Origin of the sequence: Rhodoferax sp., from assembly GCF_030646845.1 — a bacterium.
In the GTDB taxonomy this organism is placed as follows: domain Bacteria; phylum Pseudomonadota; class Gammaproteobacteria; order Burkholderiales; family Burkholderiaceae_C; genus Rhodoferax.
Genome location: NZ_JAUSLE010000030.1, coordinates 32,099 through 50,704, shown reverse-complemented (window position 1 = coordinate 50,704; position 18,606 = coordinate 32,099). Strand labels below are relative to the sequence as shown.

The window sequence follows — 18,606 nt, the reverse complement described above, 5'->3', positions numbered from 1 at the left end:
GAATGTCCTCGGCCAGGGTGTAGTGCACCAGCACGGCGGCCTCGCCCTCGGCCTGCAGGCCCTCCAGCATGCGTTGCACGCGCATGATCTGCCCCGCCAGCACGGCGTCCGACAGCTTGAACACGTCGTAGCGCGCCACGTTGAGCACCGCGCTCTCGATCTGCTCAAAACTGAGCTCGCCGGCGGGATACAGCAGCGCCAGTTTCTGGACTTCCTGGTGCGCGGCCAGCAAATTCCCCTCCACCCGGTCGGCAAAAAACTGCAGCGTGCGTTGCCCTTCCTCACCGGCAGCGACCCGCTGGCCCTGGCCGGCAAGCCGCTGCGCAATCCACTGCGGCAGGGCGTTGCGCTCAACCGGCTCGACCTGAAGCGTGACGCCAAAACTCTCCAGTGCAGCGAACCACGCGCCGCTTTTCGTCATCTTGTCCAAGCGTGGCAGCATGACGAGGGTGAGTGTCGAATCATTGCCGCGCGATTGTTCAGCCAGATGCTGAATCGCGACACTGCCCTCCTTGCCGGGTTTGCCGGAAGGAATGCGCAACTCGACAATCTGCTTGTCGGCAAACAGGCTCAAAGAGCCGCCCGCCGCCAGCACCTCGCTCCAGTCGAAATGCGCGCCGGCCACCGTGTGCGAGGTGCGCTCGGTAAAGCCTTGCATGCGGGCCACGGCGCGAATGGCATCGACCGCCTCCTGGATCAACAGGGGCTCGTCGCCATGCAACGTGTAAAGGCTCTTCAGGCCTTTCTGCAAATGCGCTGCGAGCTGACTAGGAGCTAGCTGCATGGCCCACGGCCGCCAGGCGGCGCATCAACTGCTGCACGATGTCGGTCTGCATGTCGCGGTACAGCAGCGCCTCCTCCGCCTCCTTGGCGAGCACCGCCGATTCATTGAAGCTGATGTCGCGCTGCTGCAGGATTTCGGTATCAGGCACCAGCTCTTTGCCCTGCGGCGTGCGCACCCTGAACCGCACCCGGATCCGCAGCTGGAACTCCCGGACCTGGCCGGAGCTGTTAACCCCCACCACCGTTTTTTCACGCTGTTCCTGCAGTATGTCGATCACCATCTGCGCATTGTCCAGCGGCTCATCGGGTGCCAGCACCCGTACCGCTCCGCCAAAAGAACGGCGCAGCTCGATGGCCACCGCACCACCCGGATGGGGCATGACCGCAATGCTCGAGAAGGCAAAGTTCTGGCTACCGCGCAGCTTGAAGCCGCAGCCCGCCAGCGCGAGGGTGGCGAGGCTGGCCTGACTGATAAGCGTGAGGACGGAACGACGTTTCATAGTTGTTGCTTCAAACCACCAGATTGACCAGCCGCCCGGGCACCACGATGACCTTCTTGGGGGTCGCCCCGTCAGCCATCTTCTGAAACATCTCGCTCTGGATCGCCGCGTGTTCGATCTCTGCTTTGGATGCGGCCGCGGGCACCACGATAGCGCCTCTGAGCTTGCCGTTGATCTGCAACATGAGCTCAATTTCGTCCTGTACCAGCGCGCTGGGGTCCACTTGCGGCCAGGGTGCGTCCAGCAGATCGCCCAGCGTACCGGCATAGCCCAGGCTGCTCCACAGGCTGTGCGCGATGTGCGGCGTGGCCGGATACAGGCAGCGCAGCAGGATGCTGAATCCTTCAATCAGCGCCACCTGCGCCCCGGCAGATTCCGTGGCTTTGAAATCCTCCAGGGCGTTGATCATCTTCATCGCGCCCGACACCACGGTGTTGTATTGCATGCGCTGGTAGTCGTAGTCCACCTGCTTGAGCACGGTGTGGATGTCCAGCCGCAGAGCCTTCGCCTCCTTGCTGAAATTTATATCTTTCAGGGCTCTGGCCCCCGTCGCGTTTGCGCCAGCAGCTACGGTATCCATAGCAGCCAACCTGACGCCAAAGTTCCAGACGCGGCGCAGAAAGCGGTAAGACCCCTCCACTCCGGCGTCGTTCCACTCCAGCGTGGCCTCGGGCGGCGCAGTGAACATGGTGTACAGGCGCGCGGTGTCGGCGCCGTACTTCTCGATGAGCTCCTGAGGATCGACGCCGTTGTTCTTGCTCTTGCTCATGGTGCCCACCCCCTCGTAGGTGATGGACGTGCCGGCGGGCAGATCGCCCTTGGCCGCCTTCAGCCTGGCGCCGATGACCTTGCCCGATGCGTCCGCGATGTCTTCCACCTCATGCGGCCAGAAGTACTCGATGCCGCCCTTGTCGGCCTTGCGCGAGTAGATGTGGTTGAGCACCATGCCCTGCGTCAGCAGCTTGGTAAAAGGCTCATCCACTTTCACCAGCCCGAGGTCACGCATCACCTTGGTCCAGAAGCGCGCATACAGCAGGTGCAGGATGGCATGCTCGATGCCACCGATGTACTGGTCCATCGGCATCCAGTAGTCGGCGCCGTCGGCCACCATCTTCTCAGTGTTGGTCGGGTCGCAATACCGCATGTAATACCAGCTGGAATCCACGAAGGTGTCCATGGTGTCGGTTTCGCGCCGGGCCGGCACGCCACAGACGGGGCAGACCACGCCCGCATGGAAGCCTTCGTGCTTGTGCAGCGGGTTGCCGGAACCGTCGGGCACACAGTCCTGCGGCAAGACGACGGGCAAATCCTTCTCGGGCACCGGCACCGCGCCGTGCTCCGGGCAGTGGATGATCGGAATTGGCGTACCCCAGTAGCGCTGGCGGCTCACGCCCCAGTCGCGCAGGCGCCAGGTGGTCTTCTTCTCGCCCAGGCCCTTGAGTTGCAGGGCATGGGCCACCGCGTTGACCGCGTCCTTGAAGGGCAGGCCACTGAAACTGTCGGAGTTGATGGTGACGCCGCGCTGCTTGTCGCCATACCAGTCCTGCCACTGGTCGTAGTCGTAGGTCTGTCCGTCCACCAGCACCACCTCGACGATGGCAATGCCGTACTTCTTGGCGAATGCGAAATCGCGCTCGTCGTGCGCCGGAACGCCCATGACGGCGCCATCGCCATAACTCATCAAGACGTAATTGCCGACCCAGACCTCAATCTGGTGTCCCGTGAGGGGATGGGTCACGTACAGGCCGGTGGGCATGCCCTCTTTTTCCCGCACCGCCAGCTCGGCCTCGGTGGTGCCGCCTTTTTTGCACTCCTCGATAAATGCGGCCAGCTTTGCGTTGGTCTGAGCAGCATGTGCGGCCAGGGGGTGCTCGGGCGCCACCGCACAAAACGTCACGCCCATGATGGTGTCCGCCCGGGTGGTGAAAACATACATGCGACCGTCGTCAATCAACTTGCCGAAGGCGTCCTGAATACTGTGCGTGAAGGCAAAGCGCACGCCCTCGCTCTTGCCGATCCAGTTCTCCTGCATCAGCTTGACGCGCTCGGGCCAGCCCGGCAAACCGGTCTGCACATGCTCCAGCAACTCTTCGGCGTAATCGGTGATCTTCAGGTAGTAGCCCGGGATCTCGCGCTTTTCCACCACGGCACCGGTACGCCAGCCTTTGCCGTCGATCACCTGCTCGTTGGCCAGCACGGTCTGGTCCACCGGGTCCCAGTTGACCACCTGGGTCTTGCGGTAGGCAATGCCTTTCTCCAGCATCTTCAAAAACAGCCACTGGTTCCATTTGTAGTAGCTCGGGTCGCAGGTGGCAATCTCACGCGACCAGTCGATGGCCAGACCCATGGCTTGCATCTGCCCCTTCATGTGGGCAATGTTCTCGTAGGTCCATTTGGCAGGGGGCACGCCGTTCTTCAACGCCGCGTTTTCGGCTGGCAGGCCGAAGGCATCCCAACCCATCGGCATGAGGACGTTGTAGCCGTTCATGCGCAGATAGCGCGTCAGCATGTCGTTGATGGTGTAGTTGCGCACGTGGCCCATGTGCAGCTTGCCGCTGGGGTAAGGCAGCATGGAGCAGGCGTAGAACTTCTTCTTCGACCTGTCTTCAGTCACACGGTAGGCATCCACCGCCGTCCAGTGGCTGTGAGCTGCTTTTTCGACGTCGAGATGGTTGTATTTTTCTTGCATTTGGATTCACTCAGGCGATCAACGGATCGCAGTCCGCCAATTTTAGGGTTTGGGCTGGGGCGTAACGTTCGGCGTCGGGTCTGCCACAAAGCCAATCCGGTTCAAGCCCGCTTTTTGTGCCGTACCCATGACTTCCACGATGCGGCCATAGGGCACCGCTGCATCGGCACGCAGCTGCACCTCAGTGTCGGGATTCAGTTTTGCGGTTTGAGCCAGCTTCGTGGCCAATTCGTCCAGACCCAGCGGTTTGTCGCCGAGGAAGGTCTGTCCGGACTTGTCCACCACCACCATCACGGACTTCGGCACATCGCCGGCTTGGGCGGCCTCTGTCTTGGGAAGGTCCAGCTTGATGGAACTGGCCAGCAGCGGCGCCGTGATGATGAAAATGACCACCAGCACCAGCATGACGTCGATCAGCGGCGTCATGTTGATCTCGCTCATCGGCTGTGGGCCCTGGGTGCGCTCTAGACGGCCAAAAGACATGTCTTGCCCCGGTCGGCTCAAGCCTGCCAGACGGGCTGGCTGGCGGCCAGTTCCCGCAGGTCACGGGCAAACCCCTCCAGCTCCGCCTCAATCCGCCCGATCGAGCGACCCAGCACGTTGTACGCCAGCACGGCCGGAATGGCCACCGCCAGGCCTGCTGCAGTCATGATGAGCGCCTCACCCACCGGGCCCGAGATCTTGTCGATCGTGACCTGTCCGGCATTCGCAATGCCGATGAGCGCGTGATAGATACCCCACACCGTGCCCAGCAGGCCGACAAACGGCGCAGTGGAACCGACCGTGGCCAGCAGCACCTGGCCATACTGGAGTTTGGCCAGCGCCAGGTGAAGCGCATCGCGCAATACACGGGTCAACTGCTGGGACTTGTCCCCGGCCGCAGCCAGCGTGCCATTTGCTTCAATTTTCGTAGCAATAACCATTGGAATGACGAGGGCCTCGCGGTCGAACGCCTTCAGTTTTTGCAGCGCCTCATCCACCGACGCGGACTGCCAGAACGCCGCCACACAGCGCTCCACGTCGCCACTGGCCCGATGCAGCAACCATCCCTTCCACAAAATGACGACCCAGCTGCCCACCGACATGGCCAGCAACAGCAGCGCGACCGCTTTGGTAACGCCGTCACCCTGCCAAAACAACTGGATCGCGTTCATTTCAGTTTGAGCACGTCGAACATGTCAAACAGACCGGTTTTTTGACCCGCCAAAAAACGCACGGCGCGCAGACTGCCTTGCGCATAGGTGGTGCGGCTGGACGATTTGTGGGTGATCTCGATACGCTCACCGATGCCCGCAAACAGCACCGTGTGGTCGCCCACAATGTCGCCGCCCCGAATGGTGGCAAATCCGATGGAGGAGGGATCGCGCTCACCGGTGACCCCTTCACGGGCATACACCGCGCAGTCTTTCAGGTCGCGCCCCAAGGCGTCGGCAATCACCTCGCCCATCTTCAGCGCCGTGCCCGATGGCGCGTCAACCTTGTGGCGGTGATGGGCCTCGATGATTTCAATGTCATAGCCGGTGGCCAAGGCCTTGGCCGCCATTTCCAGCAATTTGAGGGTGACGTTCACCCCGACACTCATGTTGGGCGCCATCACAATGGCGATGTCCTGGGCTGCGGCCGCAATCTCGTCCTTCTGCGCATCGCTGAAGCCCGTCGTGCCAATCACCATATTGACACCCAATTCACGGCAAACGCGCAAATGGGCCAGCGTCCCTTCCGGCCGGGTGAAGTCAATCAGGGTATGGGCATTTTTCAGTCCTGCGCCAAGGTCCGCCGTGATCGCTGTGCCACTGGTCTGACCGAGAAACGCCATCGCATCGGTGCCAATCGCGGGACGGCCAGCGACGTCCAGCGCCCCGGCCAGTTCACAATCGTCAGCCGCGCTGATGGCCTCAATGAGCATCTGTCCCATGCGTCCGGACGCGCCCGCTACTGTGATCCGATGGGTCATGATGTCAGTCATAGTGAATCAGTCACAGACTAGCGAGCGGCAGGTTCCAGCGGTGGGTAGCTCGCAGGCAAAGGCGGCAACGGCTTTGGCTCGGCAGTTCTTCCCGGGGCGGGCAACTGCTTCAGACTCTCTTCCGTCATCTCAAGCACCGGCACTTTGCCCGACTTCCGTCCTGAACCCAGCGAGGCCACAAACTCGGCTTCCGTGGGCAGGGCATCGGCTTCAATGCGTTCCAGCGCGTCGCCCTTGAAAAACACGGTGACTTTGCGCGCCTGCGGCTCCAGCCCCTGACGCTTGAAGGTAAAGACGTAGTCCCAGCGGTCGGCATGGAAGATGCTGGTCAGCAAAGGCGTGCCCAGAATATCGCGTACCTGCGTCCGGCTCATGCCCGGCTGGACCGCGGCCGCCTGTTCTTTCGACACAAAATTGCCCTGGACAATGTCCATTTTGTAGGGTGTGACCACACCGGCAATGCTGTTGCTGGCACTGTTCAGGCTGCCACAGGCCACCAAGCCTGCAGTTGCCGCGAGGAGCAGCGTCAACCTGGTACTACGACGTTGAAGATCAGACATGAGGTAAGGTGTGGCGATATGATCGCTCCATTGTACCGGCTGTACCTGTGAGGGCAGCCAGCCTGCCGGCAAGAGAGAGACCGCCATGACCAATATCGACGAACTGAAAAGCACCGGACTCAAGGCCACCCTGCCCCGGCTAAAAATACTGGAGATATTCCAGAAGGGCGCGCAGCGCCACATGACGGCCGAGGATGTGTTCCGCGTCTTGCTGGAAGAGCGATCGGATGTCGGTCTGGCCACCGTTTACCGCGTCCTGGCCCAGTTCGAGCAAGCCGACATTCTGAGCCGGAGCCACTTTGAGGGCGGCAAGGCAGTCTATGAGCTCAACGAGGGACAGCACCACGACCATCTGGTTTGTCTGGATTGCGGCAAAGTGGAAGAGTTTTACGACGCAGAAATTGAGAAGCGCCAGCACGCGGTCGCCAAGACCAAGGGCTTTGCCATCGCCGACCATGCCCTGAGCCTGTACGCTCATTGCGTCAAGGACAAATGTCCGAACCGGCCGGTCTCCACACGCGGTCACAGCTGAGACGGCGCCGTCAGACCTTACTCAGTCGAGTCCATGGCCTTGCGGTGGCGCTCCACAAACTCCTGGTAGGTGTCAATCCCACGTAGTTGCAGAATGGTGTTGCGCACGGCTGCCTCTACCAGAACGGCAATATTGCGGCCCGCAACCACCTGGATCACAACTTTTCGCACGGGAACGCCCAACACGTCCTGAGTCAGTGGCTCATAGGGGATGCGTTCGTACTCGCGCTCCAGCGTTTCGCGGCGCACCAGGTGCACGATGAGCTTGAGACGCATTCTTCGCCGAACCGCCGTTTCACCAAAGATGGCCCGGATATCGAGCAGGCCGATGCCCCGTACCTCCAGCAGGTTCATCAACAACTCGGGGCAGCGCCCTTCAATGGTGTCCTGATTGATGCGAAACAGGTCTACTGCGTCGTCGGCCACCAGACCGTTGCCGCGCGAGATCAGTTCCAGTCCCAACTCGCTTTTTCCAAGCCCTGACTCCCCCGTGATCATCACACCCAGACCGAGAATATCCATGAACACGCCATGCATTGAGCTGCGGTCTGCAAAGTGCTTGGACAGATAGGCCCGCAGCACATCAATCACAAAAGCCGATGAACCCTCCGTCGCGAACATCGGAATCTGGGCCCGTTCGCACATGGACAGCAGGGCATCCGGCGCGACCTGCCCATCGGCCAGAACCAGCACAGGCGGCTCCAGCGTCACGATTCTGGAAATCCGGCGGGCGCAATCTTCCGGCGTCGCGTTGGTGAGGTAGGCGATCTCGCGTTGACCCAGAATCTGGACGCGATAGGGATGAATGTAATTGAGGTAACCGACCAGATCCGCCCCGGAGCGCGCGGCCGTTACGGCAACCTCATCAAAGCGGCGCTCAGAGGCGCCCAGACCCGCCAGCCACTCCCACTTCAAGGTGCCACGGAACTCTTCGAACAATACATCGGCGCTGACGACGGTAGGTTTCACATCGAATCCAGTAGCGTCAGGCGAGTCGCCCGACAGTGATCAGGCCACTTGTGCCGATTGCCATTTGGCGATGAGGTCATGCAGATCCGCCGCGCTGGCACTGGCAGCCAGTTTTTCGCGCAGCCCGCCGTCGCTCAGCATTTCGGCAATCTCTGACAGGATTTCCAGATGCTTTTGGGTCGCCGCCTCGGGCACCAGCAGGAAAATCAGCAGGCTGACCGCCTGTTCGTCGGGCGCATCAAAACCGATGGGATGGGCCAACTGGAGCACCGCCGCCATGGGCGCCTTGAGGCCCTTGATGCGACCATGCGGAATGGCAACCCCATGACCCAGACCGGTCGATCCCAGACGTTCTCGGGAAAACAGGCTGTCGGTGACCAGCGAACGACTGAAGCCGTGAAGGTTTTCAAACAGCAAGCCTGCTTCTTCAAAAGCTCTCTTCTTGCTGGTGGCATCAACATGCACAAGCACTTGTGCAACGGGCAGGATGGATGCGAGTCGGTTCATGATTGGGTGGCAGATTATGCACCCAAGCCACCCCGGGTGCAAAAAAGCCGCGCGCGGGAGCGGGCGGCTCGGTCTGAATTCAGGCTTGCGGCCTCACATCAATCGCTTTGGCGCATCGTGATGATGATTTTGCAGGCGATCCTTGTGTCGAACGACTTGTCGATCGAGCTTGTCCACCAGTTCATCCACAGCAGCGTACAAGTCAGCATGCGAACTCTCGGCAAACATGTCGTTACCCTTGACATGAATATTGCATTCCGCTCGTTGCCGTCGTTCTTTTTCCTTTTGTTTTTCCACAGTGAGTAGCACCTTGACATCTACTACCTGGTCAAAATGCCGCATGATCCGATCAAGCTTGGTCGTAACGTAACTGCGCAAGGCTGGGGTGACTTCGAGGTGATGACCGCTGATCGTCAAGTTCATAAATGGCCTCCTGTTGCTCTCGGGTTGAAAAAGCTGCCTGCGGAATGCACGCAGCACACAAAACCAGAACTCAAAAACATTGTCGACAAGTTCACTATGCCCCCGATAAGCTGGAATTGCAATCCCTTTCTTTGACGCAAAGCAACAAAAAAAGAATTTGCAGCACCGTCTAGTGTCGAGACTCCTCGCTCGTCAGGCTTGCGCCCAACTCCTGCATCCCTGCACAATGGGCGCATGAGCCTCGACACCATCATCCATGCCAGTCTCAGCCGTCCAGCCCGGCCCGTCACGGCACTGGTGCTGATGGGTGGAGGCGCACGAACGGCCTACCAGGTGGGCGTTCTGCGGGCGCTCGCGTCCATCCTGAAGTCGAAGCCTCAAACTGCGAGATTCTTTCCGTTTCAAGTCCTGGTGGGCACTTCGGCCGGGGCCATCAATGCCGCCTGTCTGGCAGGGTACGCGACAAACGGATTGCAGGCGTTTGAACGGCTGACGCAGTTTTGGGGTGACCTCAGGTCCTCCGGTGTTTACCAGCTGAACGTGTCCCCCTGGGCACGCTTCAACAAGTTGATCGCCGCATGGAGCCTGTCACGCCACGCGCGGGCCAATGGCGCGATTCTTGACAATCTGCCTCTGCGCGATACCCTTCAGCGGGCGGTGTCGCTGCCGGGCGTGGAGGAAGCCCTGCGCACCCACACGATCGAGGCGCTGGCAGTCACAGCCTCGAGCTATACGAGTGGTGTTCATTGGACGTTTTGCCACACCGCGCCAGACAACCCGTTTCGCGCGTGGGCTCGCCCAGGGCGGCGCGCCGGATTTCAGCGCATCGGAATCGAGCACCTGATGGCATCCAGCGCGATTCCTTTTCTGTTTCCATCGACCCGTCTGGCGGTGGATCGTCACCAGGAATATTTTGGCGACGGCTCCATGCGGCAGATCTCGCCGCTGTCACCGGCCCTGCATCTGGGGGCTCAAAAGGTGTTTGCCGTGGGCGTAGGACAACCCGAGCGCGCGGGTTTCGCCCGCCATGCGGCCGACGCGCCCGTGCGCGAGCCCGCGTTGGGCAACATCGCTGGCCATGCGATGGCCAGCGTATTCCATGACACCCTGCGTGCCGACGTAGAGCAGACCCATCGCGTCACGCAAACGCTCAGGCAACTGCCACGAGAAGCCGCATCGGTCTTGCCGTTCCGCCCTGTTGACGTGCTGGCGATCCAGCCTACGCAGTCACTGGATGCCCTCGCCCAGGAGCACGTCGGGGAGCTTCCAGCGCCTACCCGCAATGCCTTGGGTGGTCTGGGCATCCTCAAGGGCGGCGGCGGGACGCTGGCAAGCTACCTGTTGTTCGAACCCGGCTTTGTGCAGGCGCTCATCGCCATGGGCGAAAACGACGCTTATGCGAGAAAAGCAGAAGTTTTGGCCTTTTTCAGTGGCGCATGACTGTCCTGCAATGCGATAATTTCGCCACATTGACTCCCGGAGAACTCTCCTTGGAAACCTGCCCCAGTTGGTAGCTTTCAACTCCCTTGACGGCATCGGGGTTGAAAGCAAAGGCCAGCGACCTCCGCCAGATGCAATCAATTACAAGAGAGTGAGTCATGCTCAACATCTTCACGCTCGCCAATGGCCGCCTCTTCCAGGAAGAGATCGAGTCATTGGCGGAACTGTCAAAATTCCAGCCAATCTGGGTCGACCTGGAGTCCCCCACCCTTGAGGAAAAGCGCTGGGTCAAACAATACTACGGCCTGTCCATCCCGGAAGATGCGATGGACGAGGACATTGAGGAATCGGCACGCTTTTACAGGGAAGATAACGGCGAACTGCACATCCGTAGCGATTTTTTGGTCGCCGACAATGAAGAACCCCACACCGTGCGTGTCGCGTTCATCCTGAATCTGGAAAACGACGAACTCAAGAGCAAGGGTGTGCTGTTTTCGATTCACGATGAAGACGTACCAGTCTTCCGCCTGCTGCGCATGCGCGCACGCCGGGCTCCCGGACTGATTGAAGACGCCAAGGAAGTCCTGCTCAAGCTGTTTGACGCCGACGCCGAATACTCCGCTGACACACTGGAGGGGATTTACGATGAACTCGAAAAGGTCAGCAACAAAGTGCTTTCGGGCGATGTGACTGATGTCATGGCGGGTGAGGTGCTGGGGGCCATTGCGCGCCACGAAGACATGAGTGGACGCATTCGCCGCAATGTGATGGATACCCGGCGCGCCGTGAGTTTCATGATGCGAAGCAAGATGCTCAACGGCGAGCAGTTTGAAGAAGCGCGGCAAATTTTGCGCGATATGGACTCACTGGATTCACATACGGCTTTCCTGTTCGACAAGATCAACTTCCTGATGGACGCCACCGTGGGTTTCATCAACATCAACCAGAACAAGATCATCAAGATTTTTTCGGTGGCCAGCGTGGCGCTGTTGCCACCTACCCTGATTGCCAGTCTGTATGGCATGAACTTCAAGTACATGCCTGAACTGGACTGGTCGCTGGGCTATCCGTACGCCCTGGCGCTGATGGTGGCCAGCGCGGTGGTACCGATGTGGTATTTCAGAAAGCGCGGCTGGTTGAAGTAAATCAGACCATCGCCGCCGTCAGGAAAGCGTCGGCAGCTACTATTTTGGTAGCAGCGGCATCAAGTTGCTGACAATTTCAAGCGCGTAGCCGCTCGCCACTTCCGCCACAAATGTGGGGAAGTCCACATGTGCTTGATCATCGGCGCGGTCCGAGATGGTGCGAACGGCCGCAAATGGCACACCATAGTCAAAACACACTTGGGCCACGGCCGCTCCCTCCATCTCCACGGCCAGCGTTGCAAAACCCGCCGCCTGCAAAGCAGCCTGCAAAGCCCGCGATTCGTCGGCACCAGACACAAACCGATCACCACTGGCAATCAGCCCCGCATGCACGCCCGCGCCTTTGCCCGAATTCAATTGCTTAAATTGGCCTCCAGCCCCCGTCAAACCTGCCTTGACTGCTTCCAAAAGCATAGCAGTCAGCAAGTCGTCACAGGCGAACCGTGACTGCCCGTAAAGCGGAATCTGGTAGCAGGGAAAAATCGGGGACGCATCCATGTCATGCTGGACGAACTCAGTGGCGACCACCACGTCGCCCACTTGAACGCCTGGCCCCACACCGCCCGCCACGCCAGTGAAAACGATGCGACCCACGCCGAATGCCTCGATCAGGGTCGTGGCCGTCGTGGCCGCCGCCACCTTGCCAATTCTTGACAGGGCCAGCACCACGCTGCGTCCCTGCAACTCACCGCGCCAGAACTCGCGACCCGCGCGCGTCACCCGAACAGGATTGGTCAGTCGCGCAACCAAGCCCTGTTGTTCCTCGGCCAGGGCACTGAGAATGGCGGTGGTCAATTACTTGACGCGCAATTCCCGGCGGAGAATTTTTCCGACCGGGGTTTTCGGCAACTCGGCGCGGAATTCGACAACCTTGGGCTGCTTGTAGCCGGTCAGGTTTTCCTTGCAGTAGGCCCGAACCTGCGCCTCGGTCAGATCTGGGTTCTTCTTGACGATCACCAGCTTGACCGCCTCACCGGTCTTGGCATCCGGAACACCCACGCAGGCACACTCCAGCACGCCATCCAGTTGGGCCACGACATCCTCCAGCTCAGTCGGGAATACATTGAAGCCACTGACCAGAATCATGTCTTTCTTGCGATCCACGATTTTGAAGAAGCCGCGTTCATCCATGATCCCGATGTCGCCCGACTTGAAGAAGCCGTCTGCAGTCATGACCTTGGCGGTTTCATCGGGACGCTGCCAGTAACCCGCCATCACCTGGGGACCTTTGATGGCAATCTCACCCGACTGGCCCAAGGCCACCTCCTGGCCGTCATCGTCCAGCAGCTTCATGTAAGTACCAGGAAGCGGTACGCCGATAGTGCCCGTGTACTCCTTGGCCGTGACCGGGTTGCAGCTGGCGGATGGCGAGGTCTCGGACAAGCCATAGCCCTCGCAAATCGGACACCCGGTCTTTTCAAACCACAGCTTGGCCACGCCGCTTTGAACCGCCGTCCCGCCGCCCAGCGAGACCTTGAGATGACTCCAGTCAACGGTATTGAAGTCCGGATGATTGGCAAGCCCGTTGAAAAGCGTATTGACTGCGGGAAAGCTGTGGATGGTGTGCTTGGCCAGCTCCTTGAGGACCGCCGGAAAATCGCGCGGGTTGGGAATCAGAATCAGTTTGCCACCGGTACGCATCGACAGCATCATGCCCACGGTAAAAGCAAAGATGTGATACAGCGGCAATGCGCAAACTGTGGTCAGCTGTTCATTGGCAGGCACCTGTTTCATGGCAGGCTGATTCCATGCTTCGGACTGGAGCACGTTGGCGATCACATTGCGATGCAACAGCACGGCACCTTTGGACACGCCCGTTGTTCCGCCCGTGTACTGCAGTACAGCGACATCGTCAGGCTTGATGTTGACGTTTTTGACCGACCCCCGGGTTCCCCGCGCCACTGCCTCGTTGAAGCGCACTGCGTCCGGCAGCTTGTACTCGGGAACCATCTTCTTGACGTTGCGCACCACGTAGTTGACCAAGGCACCCTTGAGCAAACCCAACTGATCGCCCATGGCACACAGCACCACGTGCTTGACCGGGGTGGCGGCAATGCATTTCTCCAGCGTCAAGGCAAAATTCTCGATGATGACAATGGCTTTGGAGCCGGAATCCTTCAGTTGATGCTCCAGCTCGCGCGGCGTGTACAAGGGATTGACGTTCACCACCACATAGCCTGCGCGCAGGATGGCGGCCACAGCCACCGGGTACTGGGGCACGTTTGGCATCATGATGGCCACGCGATCGCCCTTGGCCAGGCCCAGGCTTTGCAGGTAAACGGCAAAGGCCTGGCTCAGGCTATCGGTTTGCCCGTACGTCACATCCCGGCCCATGAAGCTGTAGGCAGTCCGGCTGGCGTACTTCTTGAAGCTTTCCTCCATCAAGGCCACCAGGGACGAATACTGCGACGTATCCAGATCCGCGGGAACGCCTGGCGGATAGCTCTTGAGCCAAATACGATCTGTCATTGTCTAGTCTCCAAAATCTTAAATAAGCGGCAGTATTCTCGCCGTAGATACGGCCTGCATCGAATGTGTTTTCCCTAGTATTTTCGAGGCGTCCGCCTCTAACTCACTCGATCGCCTTGCCCATGTCCTCGACCACTTTCTTGGCGTCGCCAAACACCATCATGGTCTTGTCCATATAGAACAGCTCGTTGTCGAGGCCGGCATAGCCCGCGGCCATGCTTCGCTTGTTCACGATGACGGTCTTGGCCTTGTAGGCCTCCAGAATCGGCATGCCGTAGATCGGACTGCCCTTGACGTGCGCGGCAGGGTTGACCACGTCGTTCGCCCCGAGAATGATGGCGACGTCGACCTGGCCGAATTCGCCGTTGATGTCTTCCATCTCGAACACCTGGTCGTACGGCACTTCCGCCTCGGCCAGCAACACGTTCATGTGGCCCGGCATGCGGCCGGCCACCGGGTGAATCGCGTATTTGACCGTGATGCCCTTGTCGGTCAGCTTCTGCGCCAGCTCCTTGACCGCATGCTGGGCGCGGGCCACGGCCAGGCCGTAGCCTGGAACGATCACCACCGTCTCGGCATTGCTCAGCACAAAAGCGGCATCGTCGGCACTGCCGCTTTTGACCGGCCGTTGAACCGCTGCGCCGGCCGCTGCCGTCGTGGCCTCTCCACCGAAGCCCCCCAGGATCACATTGAAGAACGAGCGGTTCATCGCCTTGCACATGATGTAACTCAGAATTGCCCCCGAGCTTCCCACCAACGAGCCCGCGACGATCAGCATGGCGTTGTTCAGACTGAAACCAATGCCTGCCGCCGCCCAGCCGGAATAACTATTGAGCATGGACACCACCACCGGCATGTCAGCCCCGCCAATCGGGATGATGATCAGCACACCCATGACGAAGGCAATGGCCAGCATGGCAAAAAAGGCCGTCCAGTCGCCCGTTGCTGTGAAGGCCAGACCCAAGCCCAGCATCGCCAGGCCCAGAACCAGATTGAGCTTGTGCTGGCCCGCGAACTGAACTGGCGCACCCTGGAACAGACGGAACTTGTACTTGCCCGAGAGTTTGCCGAACGCAATCACGGAGCCGCTGAAAGTGATGGCCCCAATGGCCGCGCCCAGGAACAGTTCCAGGCGGTTACCCATGGGAATGGCCTGCCCCTTGGGCGCAATGCTGAAGGCCCAGGGCTCTGCCACTGCAGCCACCGCAATGAACACGGCAGCCAGGCCGATCATGCTGTGCATAAAGGCAACCAGCTCAGGCATCTTGGTCATCTCGACGCGCTTGGCCATCACGGTGCCCGCGGTGCCGCCAACCAGCAAGGCCCCCAGTACCCAGGACAGCCCAGACGCGCCGTTCTGGCCCATTTGACCGGCCAGCTTGTAGATCAGGGCGGCGGTCGTCACCATCGCCACCGCCATGCCGATCATGCCAAACAGGTTACCGCGAATCGAGGTGGTGGGATGGCTCAAGCCTTTGAGCGCCTGAATGAAACAGACACTGGCAAAGAGGTACAAAAGGGTGACGAGGTTCATGCTCATTTGGAGCCCTCCTTCACAGCAACCTTCTTGTCCTTCTTCTTGAACATTTCCAGCATGCGTCGCGTGACCATGAAGCCACCAATCACGTTGACAGCGGCCAGGGCCACCGCCAACACGCCCATGCTTTTGCCCAATGTGGTTTCAGTCAATGCGGCGGCGAGCATCGCGCCCACAATCACAATGGCGGAAATGGCGTTGGTCACCGCCATCAGGGGCGTGTGCAGCGCTGGTGTCACGGTCCAGACCACGTGGTAACCCACGTAGATGGCCAGCACGAAGATGATCAGGTTGGTGATCGTGGGAGACAGAATATCCATGATGTTTGATTCCTACTTGGGCTGACTCATTTGCGTTTGACTTCGCCACCCTGGGTCATCAGGCAGGCGGCTACGATGTCATCGTTCATGTCGACATTCAACGCACCTTCTTTGGTGATGATCAGCTTCAGAAAGTCGAGGATGTTTCGCGCGTAAAGCGACGAGGCGTCGGCCGCAACCAGAGCCGGCAGATTGGTTTCGCCGACCAGGGTAACGCCATACTTGACCACCGTCCTGTCCGCCTCGGACAGCGGGCAATTGCCGCCGCCGCTGGGGCCCTTGCCCGCCGCAATATCGACAATCACCGAGCCCGGCTTCATGCTTTTGACCATGTCTTCAGTGATCAAGGTGGGCGCCGGGCGGCCAGGAATCAGCGCTGTGCTGATCACGATATCGGCCATGGCCACGCGCTTGGCGACTTCAATCTTCTGGCGGTCCAGCCAGCTTTGCGGCATGGGTTTGGCATAGCCGCCCACGCCGACCGCGGCTTCTTTTTCTTCCGGTGTGTCGTACGACACATCGATGAACTTGCCGCCCAGCGACTCGACCTGCTCTTTCACGCTGGGACGCACGTCCGAGGCTTCAATCACGGCACCCAGCCGCTTGGCGGTGGCAATGGCCTGCAGGCCCGCCACACCCACGCCCAGAATGACGACGCGGGCCGCTTTCACCGTACCGGCAGCCGTCATCAGCATGGGGAAGAATCGCTGGTATTTGTCGGCTGCAATGATCACGGCTTTGTAGCCGGCAATATTGGCCTGACTCGACAGCACATCCATGCTCTGGGCGCGGGAGGTGCGCGGTGCTGCCTCCAGTGCAAAGCCTGTCAATTGCGCATTGGCCAGTCGCTGCAGACCTGCCGCATCGAAGGGATTGAGCATGCCGACCAGACAGGCGCCTGGCTTCATCATCTGCGCCTCATCGTCCGACGGACTGCGCACTTTGAGGACCAGTTCACAATTGAGCGCCCCTGCGGCATCGCTGATTTCAGCACCGACTGCGGTGTAGGCATCATCCGGCACGCTGGCCGCGACACCGGCACCCGACTGGATGCGAATCGTATGGCCTTGGCTTTTTAGTTTTTTGACCGTTTCGGGGGTCACGGCAACACGGGTTTCTCCCGCTGTGGTTTCAGCAGGTACGCCAATCAACATGGGGCGACTCCTCTTAAATTATTGGTTAAATTCAACCTGTCCCCAAGCTTACATGAGTTTCCTGCACTTTCTGGACGGGGCCAACCGTGCCTGTCGCTTTGTTGTCAGAGAGGTGTCGGTCGCGTCGCCTGCGCATAATCCGGCATGGACACACGATGGAAACCAAGCGTCACGGTGGCGGCGATCATTGAGCAAAACGGGAAGTTCCTCCTGGTGGAAGAACATACACCTGAAGGCCTGCGGCTTAACAACCCCGCCGGGCATCTGGACCCCGGGGAGTCACCAATACAGGGCTGTGCCCGTGAGGCACTGGAAGAGACGACCCATATTTTCACGCCGACTGCACTGGTCGGCGTCTACCTGTCGCGCCTGCAGCGTGCGTCGACTGGCGAAGACATCACCTACCTGCGCTTTGCCTTTTGCGGAACACTGGGGGATGTCGTGGTTGGCCGCACACTGGACACGGGCATCGTGCGTACCCTGTGGCTGTCACCTGACGAAATCCGCGCCAGCGCCGCCCGGCATCGCAGCCCGCTGCTGCTGCGCTGCATGGAGGATCACCTGCGCGGGCAACGCTTTGCGCTGGACCTGGTCTATACCGATCCCTCGGTGTTGGGCGCGGAACTCAATCCGCCGTGATCTTGCGCTCCCTGATCACGCGCCCCCAGGTAGCGGTCTCACTGGCCATGTAGCGGGCCAGCTCGTCACGAGTCCCGGGCATGGGCGTCAAGCCGTGCTTGAGGAGCTGGTCTCGCACATCGGGTGTATTCAGCACTTTCACCAACTCCAGGTTCCAACGGTCCAGCAAGGGCGTGGGCGTCTTGCCCGGGGCGACGAAAGCGTACCAGTTGGTCGCGTTGAAGCCCGGAAATCCCGATTCCGCGATCGTGGGCACATTGGGCATGAAGGCCGGGCGGGTGAGGCCGGTGGTAGCCAGAGGAATCAGCTTGCCCGACTCGATGAAAGGCCCAGCGGTGGACGGCGTGGAGTAATACGCAGCCACGCGCCCGCCCAGCAAGTCCTGCATCGCTGGCGCTCCGCCTTTATAGGGAATGTGCACGGTATCGATGCCCGCCTGAATATTGAACAGTTCACCGGCCAGATGCGATGCCGAGCCCGCCCCGGTTGAGGCGAAGTCGAGGGTGCCAGGCTTCTTCTTGGCCAGTGCAATGAACTCCGCGAGCGTTTTCACATTGACGCCGGGGTGCACCACCAGCACGTTCGGGACGTTCACCCCCATAGTGAGGGGGGCGAGGTCGCGCACCGGATCGTAGGGCAGCTTCATCATGTGCGGCGCGATCGTCAGCGGGCCAACGGAGCCAAACAGCAGCACCGAGCCATCCGACGCAGCATTGGCGACGTACTGGTGGGCGATGTTGCCGCCCGCCCCGGCCCGGTTATCCACCACCACCGACTGGCCCACGTTCTCGGCCAGTTTCTTGGCAATGATGCGGGCCGCCGTGTCGGCAGCGCCGCCGGCGGCAAAGCCCACCACCAAGGCCACCGGCTTCTTTGGCGGGAAGTCTTGTGCGTGCACACCCAAGACAGGTAACAGCCAGGCCAGTGCAGCACAGATCTGAAGCAAATTGCGTTTCTTCATCATGGTTCCTGAA

Annotated in this window: 20 protein-coding genes; 4 read left to right on the top strand and 16 right to left on the bottom strand. The window is 60.2% G+C overall.

Annotation, left to right across the window (positions count from 1 at the left end; translation table 11 throughout):
• The 7 genes from holA to Q7T10_RS08135 form a co-directional block, all read right to left on the bottom strand.
• Window positions 1-784, bottom strand: a 784-nt coding sequence (holA, locus tag Q7T10_RS08165; RefSeq protein WP_304747398.1) for a DNA polymerase III subunit delta, incomplete at its 3' end; no start/stop codon positions are given.
• Window positions 768-1,283, bottom strand: a complete 516-nt coding sequence (lptE, locus tag Q7T10_RS08160) for an LPS assembly lipoprotein LptE (RefSeq protein ID WP_304747397.1) — start codon at window positions 1,281-1,283, stop codon at window positions 768-770. The genes lptE and holA, both read right to left, overlap by 17 nt.
• A 10-nt stretch (window positions 1,284-1,293) precedes the next feature.
• Complete coding sequence (gene leuS / locus Q7T10_RS08155) at window positions 1,294-3,972, bottom strand: leucine--tRNA ligase (RefSeq protein ID WP_304747396.1); 2,679 nt, start codon at window positions 3,970-3,972, stop codon at window positions 1,294-1,296.
• A gap of 42 nt (window positions 3,973-4,014) precedes the next feature.
• Window positions 4,015-4,455, bottom strand: a complete 441-nt coding sequence (locus Q7T10_RS08150; protein ID WP_304747395.1) for a biopolymer transporter ExbD — start codon at window positions 4,453-4,455, stop codon at window positions 4,015-4,017.
• 17 nt (window positions 4,456-4,472) lie between these two features.
• Window positions 4,473-5,126 carry a MotA/TolQ/ExbB proton channel family protein gene (locus tag Q7T10_RS08145; protein WP_304747394.1) on the bottom strand — a complete coding sequence of 218 codons (654 nt, stop codon included), beginning with the start codon at window positions 5,124-5,126 and terminating at the stop codon, window positions 4,473-4,475.
• Window positions 5,123-5,926 (bottom strand): 4-hydroxy-tetrahydrodipicolinate reductase, encoded by an 804-nt coding sequence (gene dapB / locus Q7T10_RS08140; protein ID WP_304747393.1) that lies wholly within the window; start codon window positions 5,924-5,926, stop codon window positions 5,123-5,125. Before dapB ends, Q7T10_RS08145 begins: the two co-directional genes overlap by 4 nt.
• Window positions 5,927-5,955: 29 nt before the next feature.
• Window positions 5,956-6,498, bottom strand: coding sequence for an outer membrane protein assembly factor BamE (locus Q7T10_RS08135; RefSeq protein WP_304747392.1), 543 nt, complete (start codon window positions 6,496-6,498; stop codon window positions 5,956-5,958).
• An 85-nt stretch (window positions 6,499-6,583) separates the two neighbouring features.
• Between Q7T10_RS08135 and fur the strand changes: the two genes are divergently transcribed.
• Entirely contained in the window at window positions 6,584-7,030 is a 447-nt protein-coding gene (gene fur / locus Q7T10_RS08130; protein ID WP_304747391.1) for a ferric iron uptake transcriptional regulator, read from the top strand.
• A gap of 17 nt (window positions 7,031-7,047) precedes the next feature.
• Here fur and hprK read toward each other — a convergent pair whose 3' ends face one another.
• The 3 genes from hprK to hpf all read right to left on the bottom strand — a co-directional run bounded on the left by hprK (window position 7,048) and on the right by hpf (window position 8,928).
• Window positions 7,048-7,998: an HPr(Ser) kinase/phosphatase gene (hprK, locus tag Q7T10_RS08125; RefSeq protein ID WP_304747390.1), complete on the bottom strand. Its 951-nt coding sequence runs from the start codon at window positions 7,996-7,998 to the stop codon at window positions 7,048-7,050.
• A 39-nt stretch (window positions 7,999-8,037) separates the two neighbouring features.
• Window positions 8,038-8,505 carry a PTS sugar transporter subunit IIA gene (locus tag Q7T10_RS08120; protein ID WP_304747389.1) on the bottom strand — a complete coding sequence of 156 codons (468 nt, stop codon included), beginning with the start codon at window positions 8,503-8,505 and terminating at the stop codon, window positions 8,038-8,040.
• A gap of 93 nt (window positions 8,506-8,598) precedes the next feature.
• The gene (gene hpf, locus Q7T10_RS08115; RefSeq protein WP_304747388.1) at window positions 8,599-8,928 is read right to left on the bottom strand and encodes a ribosome hibernation-promoting factor, HPF/YfiA family; all 330 of its coding nucleotides are present in this window, start codon (window positions 8,926-8,928) and stop codon (window positions 8,599-8,601) included.
• 234 nt (window positions 8,929-9,162) lie between these two features.
• Between hpf and Q7T10_RS08110 the strand changes: the two genes are divergently transcribed.
• On the top strand, window positions 9,163-10,368 hold the full coding sequence (locus Q7T10_RS08110; protein WP_304747387.1) for a patatin-like phospholipase family protein: 1,206 nt from the start codon (window positions 9,163-9,165) through the stop codon (window positions 10,366-10,368).
• A gap of 158 nt (window positions 10,369-10,526) precedes the next feature.
• The gene (gene corA, locus Q7T10_RS08105; protein WP_304747386.1) at window positions 10,527-11,513 is read left to right on the top strand and encodes a magnesium/cobalt transporter CorA; all 987 of its coding nucleotides are present in this window, start codon (window positions 10,527-10,529) and stop codon (window positions 11,511-11,513) included.
• A gap of 39 nt (window positions 11,514-11,552) precedes the next feature.
• Here corA and Q7T10_RS08100 read toward each other — a convergent pair whose 3' ends face one another.
• The 5 genes from Q7T10_RS08100 to Q7T10_RS08080 all read right to left on the bottom strand — a co-directional run bounded on the left by Q7T10_RS08100 (window position 11,553) and on the right by Q7T10_RS08080 (window position 16,993).
• A complete protein-coding gene (locus Q7T10_RS08100; protein WP_304747385.1) occupies window positions 11,553-12,308 on the bottom strand; it encodes a 5'-methylthioadenosine/adenosylhomocysteine nucleosidase in 756 nt (251 codons plus the stop codon).
• A complete protein-coding gene (locus Q7T10_RS08095; RefSeq protein ID WP_304747384.1) occupies window positions 12,309-13,982 on the bottom strand; it encodes a long-chain-fatty-acid--CoA ligase in 1,674 nt (557 codons plus the stop codon).
• Between the two features lie 103 nt (window positions 13,983-14,085).
• A complete protein-coding gene (locus tag Q7T10_RS08090) occupies window positions 14,086-15,522 on the bottom strand; it encodes an NAD(P)(+) transhydrogenase (Re/Si-specific) subunit beta (RefSeq protein ID WP_304747383.1) in 1,437 nt (478 codons plus the stop codon).
• Window positions 15,519-15,839 carry an NAD(P) transhydrogenase subunit alpha gene (locus tag Q7T10_RS08085; RefSeq protein ID WP_304747382.1) on the bottom strand — a complete coding sequence of 107 codons (321 nt, stop codon included), beginning with the start codon at window positions 15,837-15,839 and terminating at the stop codon, window positions 15,519-15,521. Before Q7T10_RS08085 ends, Q7T10_RS08090 begins: the two co-directional genes overlap by 4 nt.
• A gap of 26 nt (window positions 15,840-15,865) precedes the next feature.
• Entirely contained in the window at window positions 15,866-16,993 is a 1,128-nt protein-coding gene (locus tag Q7T10_RS08080) for a Re/Si-specific NAD(P)(+) transhydrogenase subunit alpha (protein WP_304747381.1), read from the bottom strand.
• 144 nt (window positions 16,994-17,137) lie between these two features.
• Between Q7T10_RS08080 and Q7T10_RS08075 the strand changes: the two genes are divergently transcribed.
• Window positions 17,138-17,632, top strand: coding sequence for an NUDIX hydrolase (locus tag Q7T10_RS08075; RefSeq protein ID WP_304747380.1), 495 nt, complete (start codon window positions 17,138-17,140; stop codon window positions 17,630-17,632).
• On the opposite strand, the gene Q7T10_RS08070 is transcribed toward Q7T10_RS08075, so the two are convergent.
• Complete coding sequence (locus Q7T10_RS08070) at window positions 17,619-18,593, bottom strand: tripartite tricarboxylate transporter substrate binding protein (RefSeq protein ID WP_304747379.1); 975 nt, start codon at window positions 18,591-18,593, stop codon at window positions 17,619-17,621. The two genes, Q7T10_RS08075 and Q7T10_RS08070, sit on opposite strands and share 14 nt — an antisense overlap.
• Between the last annotated feature and the right edge of the window lie 13 nt (window positions 18,594-18,606).

Bases quoted from the DNA above. Each gene is read 5' to 3' on its own strand.
- hpf (WP_304747388.1), bottom strand. From the start codon at position 8,928: ATGAACTTGACGATCAGCGGTCATCACCTCGAAGTCACCCCAGCCTTG.
- Q7T10_RS08145 (WP_304747394.1), bottom strand. From the start codon at position 5,126: ATGAACGCGATCCAGTTGTTTTGGCAGGGTGACGGCGTTACCAAAGCG.
- Q7T10_RS08110 (WP_304747387.1), top strand. From the start codon at position 9,163: ATGAGCCTCGACACCATCATCCATGCCAGTCTCAGCCGTCCAGCCCGG.
- Q7T10_RS08135 (WP_304747392.1), bottom strand. From the start codon at position 6,498: ATGTCTGATCTTCAACGTCGTAGTACCAGGTTGACGCTGCTCCTCGCG.
- Q7T10_RS08080 (WP_304747381.1), bottom strand. From the start codon at position 16,993: ATGTTGATTGGCGTACCTGCTGAAACCACAGCGGGAGAAACCCGTGTT.
- Q7T10_RS08090 (WP_304747383.1), bottom strand. From the start codon at position 15,522: ATGAGCATGAACCTCGTCACCCTTTTGTACCTCTTTGCCAGTGTCTGT.
- dapB (WP_304747393.1), bottom strand. From the start codon at position 5,926: ATGACCCATCGGATCACAGTAGCGGGCGCGTCCGGACGCATGGGACAG.
- Q7T10_RS08150 (WP_304747395.1), bottom strand. From the start codon at position 4,455: ATGTCTTTTGGCCGTCTAGAGCGCACCCAGGGCCCACAGCCGATGAGC.
- Q7T10_RS08070 (WP_304747379.1), bottom strand. From the start codon at position 18,593: ATGAAGAAACGCAATTTGCTTCAGATCTGTGCTGCACTGGCCTGGCTG.
- Q7T10_RS08085 (WP_304747382.1), bottom strand. From the start codon at position 15,839: ATGGATATTCTGTCTCCCACGATCACCAACCTGATCATCTTCGTGCTG.
- lptE (WP_304747397.1), bottom strand. From the start codon at position 1,283: ATGAAACGTCGTTCCGTCCTCACGCTTATCAGTCAGGCCAGCCTCGCC.
- Q7T10_RS08075 (WP_304747380.1), top strand. From the start codon at position 17,138: ATGGACACACGATGGAAACCAAGCGTCACGGTGGCGGCGATCATTGAG.
- fur (WP_304747391.1), top strand. From the start codon at position 6,584: ATGACCAATATCGACGAACTGAAAAGCACCGGACTCAAGGCCACCCTG.
- Q7T10_RS08095 (WP_304747384.1), bottom strand. From the start codon at position 13,982: ATGACAGATCGTATTTGGCTCAAGAGCTATCCGCCAGGCGTTCCCGCG.
- Q7T10_RS08120 (WP_304747389.1), bottom strand. From the start codon at position 8,505: ATGAACCGACTCGCATCCATCCTGCCCGTTGCACAAGTGCTTGTGCAT.
- corA (WP_304747386.1), top strand. From the start codon at position 10,527: ATGCTCAACATCTTCACGCTCGCCAATGGCCGCCTCTTCCAGGAAGAG.
- leuS (WP_304747396.1), bottom strand. From the start codon at position 3,972: ATGCAAGAAAAATACAACCATCTCGACGTCGAAAAAGCAGCTCACAGC.